General features: G+C 31.1%; 2 protein-coding genes and 2 pseudogenes (1 of these 4 running past the window's edge). 1 reads left to right on the forward strand and 3 read right to left on the reverse strand.

The genetic code is table 11. From position 1 onward, the window contains the following. Positions 1-173 precede the first annotated feature (173 nt). The 3 genes and pseudogenes from KA830_RS13510 to KA830_RS13520 all read right to left on the reverse strand — a co-directional run bounded on the left by KA830_RS13510 (position 174) and on the right by KA830_RS13520 (position 2,989). On the reverse strand, positions 174-989 hold the full coding sequence (locus KA830_RS13510; protein ID WP_000164962.1) for an AAA family ATPase: 816 nt from the start codon (positions 987-989) through the stop codon (positions 174-176). After that, positions 982-2,424, reverse strand: a pseudogene (locus KA830_RS13515) (transposase). The gene KA830_RS13510 and the pseudogene KA830_RS13515 overlap by 8 nt, the downstream one beginning before the upstream one ends. Beyond that, positions 2,396-2,989: a recombinase family protein gene (locus KA830_RS13520; RefSeq protein ID WP_107384734.1), complete on the reverse strand. Its 594-nt coding sequence runs from the start codon at positions 2,987-2,989 to the stop codon at positions 2,396-2,398. The pseudogene KA830_RS13515 and the gene KA830_RS13520 overlap by 29 nt, the downstream one beginning before the upstream one ends. 266 nt (positions 2,990-3,255) lie before the next feature. Between KA830_RS13520 and KA830_RS13525 the strand changes: the two are divergent. Then, positions 3,256-3,341 (forward strand): annotated as a pseudogene (locus tag KA830_RS13525) (heavy metal translocating P-type ATPase); its annotated part runs 295 nt beyond the window's last position; the annotation flags it as partial.

Raw genomic sequence — 3,341 nt, forward strand, 5'->3', positions numbered from 1 at the left:
CATAACCAATTTTAGCCATTTGAATACCACCTCTTACTAATTGTTTTATGGGTGCTTATACTTATTAATAAAATCTACTTCTCGATGCTGTCACTTTATTCGATATATGAGAATGACTTTACCTAAAAAATGAGAAAAGCAACGCACTATATTAAAATGCGTTACTTTTTCTATTATCGAATACCTATAACTAAACTATCTCTAGCTGTTTCTACAACTTCTGTACTTATTTTATCTAAACCATTTATATCCATAATTCTGTCTATCTGCGCAAATAAACGATGAATCAGCCTAAAATTCCCTTTTGTGATTTTAATAATCGTCGTTATTGCCTCATAATCAGTAAAGTCTTCGAGTTTTAAATCAAATCCTAAATCTTGCCACTTATATTCTAATATATGATGCGTCTCATCTTTACTTAGATTATCAAATTCATGCGCAAAACCTATGCGCGAATATAGTTGAGGATAACGAGATAGTTTTTTCTCTATGCCCGGCATACCAATAAATATCATTGCTAAATTATGTTCATCATAAATAGCTCTTAATTGCTCTAAATGTTGCACTTTAAGGCGATCAATCTCATCTACTATAATTAAATCAATATATTTAAACATATCACTATAATGTTTACTATGTTCATGTCCATACTTATTTACAACATGTAATTTTTGACCCAAATCAATGCTTGCAGTAATACTATATAAATCATTCCTTAATTTAGTTTGTTTTTCTGCTGGTGCAGTATAAAATATTTTATCCACCGATAGTATGTCATCGGTCGTTTTACTAGCTAAATCTTCCCAACCTCTATGGTTAACTTGTTTTTCGATAGTATCCCAATTTGTATAATATCTTGAAGATAAAGTTTTCCCAACTCCAGGTTGACCATAACAGATACCAATATATTGATATTTAATGCAAGCGTCACAAAATTCAGCAAACCGTTTATACTCTTTCGTTTCAATAAAATTCTGATTTTTAGTCATTACGATACCTCTTTAATTTATTGACGTTTTTAGTCGTTTCTTGAGGTGAATAACCACAATTTTTTTCTTCCTTAATTAATTCCGTGGTACTTGGACTAGTAATATTTTGTTTTAAGTGTTTTCTTCTCTGACTACGAGCGTGCTGTATGTCTTTTATATCTATGGAGTAATCAGCTATTTCTGGACATATAGCAGTACAAAGAAATTCATCTCTATAAAACACACGTATTTCAGCCATATCATTTGGGTTATAACGAATCAGTACATATTCACCTACATAAGCTGCTAGATTAGTATTAATGTATCAAAAACCTTGAAAATGAATGCCATCTGAATGAACTTTTCTAGATTTAGGTATTTCCAACAATAATAAATCAAGTTGTTCTAAGCTACTTGGCATATTAGGGAAAAAGTGATTACTATTCCAACGACTGATAGGCGTGGTATGAATAGCACTATGTTCTTTTTGATTATAATTTTCAATTAAAAAGTAACGTAATTTTTCTTCAAAATTGTGAAAATTTATTAAATTACTAGGAATATCACTATTGTTTATATATCCAGGCAGTTGTTCTAAGAAAATTTGGTTAACTGTCTGAAAAAAGCGTTCTATTTTTCCACGACCACGAGGGACACCAACTTTTGAAAACATCAAATTTATTTTCAAGTCAATAGCGACTTGTTCCATGTGATTTGAGGTAAAGTCACTTCCGTGATCTGTATAGAATTTTTCGGGTATACCACACACTGGCCAGTTGGTATCATTCTTATTCCATATTGCTTGGTATAGTGTTAATGCTGTGTTTTGAGCATTAGGAGAATCAAAACTTATAAAATAGCCTGCAATGGCACGACTATAGTCATCCATAATAATGGTTAGCCATGGTCTATTGATATTACCTTTTTGATCTAATATATAAATATCTAGCAAAGTATGGTCGGCTTGCCATATTTCATTGGGTCTTGAGGATTCTCTTATTTGTATTAAATCGTACTTATTTTGATAGTATTTTTCACCTTGGTGAGAGAAATCAATAACAGACTTAGGCATTGCTTTAATAACACTATAAATTTGTTTATAACTTGGTATATCAAAATTATTCTCTATACAATAATTAGCGATTTTCCTATGAATTGTGGCTATACTATTTCTTTTATTCATAAGCGCAAGGCGTTTAATCTCGTCAATTATGTTTTGTTCTAATTTACGCTCACCTTTATCAACTCTTGTATTATGAATTAGACCAGTAAGTCCTTGTTCCTTATATAATTTATTCCATCTATAAAGTGTACTTAATGCAATACCTTTACTTTTTGAAATGGTTGATAAAGATTGTTCGCCCAAGATAAAAGGTTTTATAATATTGTACTTTTGAGTAGCTTTTTTACGCTTGGCTTCAGAAAAATTAGTTAGATACTTCTCCTTGTTTTTCATCTTCCTTATCCTCCAATTTATTGAGGTAACGATAAATTGTTGTACGTGAAACTTGCCACTGCTCCGCAATTGTTTTGATTGGTGTGCCATTATCATAAAGTGTTTTAAGTAAATTTAAATCTTTTTGGCTTAATTTTTCTGGTCTACCTCCATAGCGTCCTCTAGCACGTGCTGCAATTCGGCCTGCTGAAGAACGTTCTAAAATTAAATTCCGTTCAAATTCTGCAAATGCTGCGAACAAATGAAATAATAATTGTCCTGTAGAACTTGATTTATCCATCGTTATATTTTCTTCTAAACTGTGGAAACTTACTCCTCGTTCGTTAAGCTCATTAACTAATGTGATTAAATCCTCCATATTACGTCCTAATCTGTCTAATCTCCAAACAACAATCGTATCTCCTGACCTCGCAAATTCAATTGCTTTATCTAAACCAGGTCTTTTACTTTTTGAACCACTGATATGGTCACTAAATATTTTTTCACAACCATATTGATTTAATCGATCCTCCTGTAAATTCAAATTTTGTAATCCAGTTGAAACTCTTGCATAACCTATTTTCAAAATACAAACCTCCTATATACACATTCAGTGTACCATAACTTAATTCTAAGGTCTTTTATGAACATAGATTTTTTGTTGGGTTTTTGAACACTCAATCATATAATATACCTACCTATTTAGACATAAAAAGGGAGTGTGCAGAAAATGGTTATTTTCTGTACACTACAAAATAAAAAAGTCAAATGGTATATACCCATATACCGTATATGTTATACTCAAATTGTCTTGTTACTATCTTTAAAAATATAAAATTAGGAGGTTTAATTTTGTCGAATAACAAAAAACGCCAAAATCATGAGCATCATAGTCATCAAGAACATGAAAATCACACTAGTCATGGTAATCATGAGCA

The sequence above is a fragment of the Staphylococcus sp. GDY8P119P genome (genome assembly GCF_017892075.1).
In the GTDB taxonomy this organism is placed as follows: domain Bacteria; phylum Bacillota; class Bacilli; order Staphylococcales; family Staphylococcaceae; genus Staphylococcus; species Staphylococcus ureilyticus.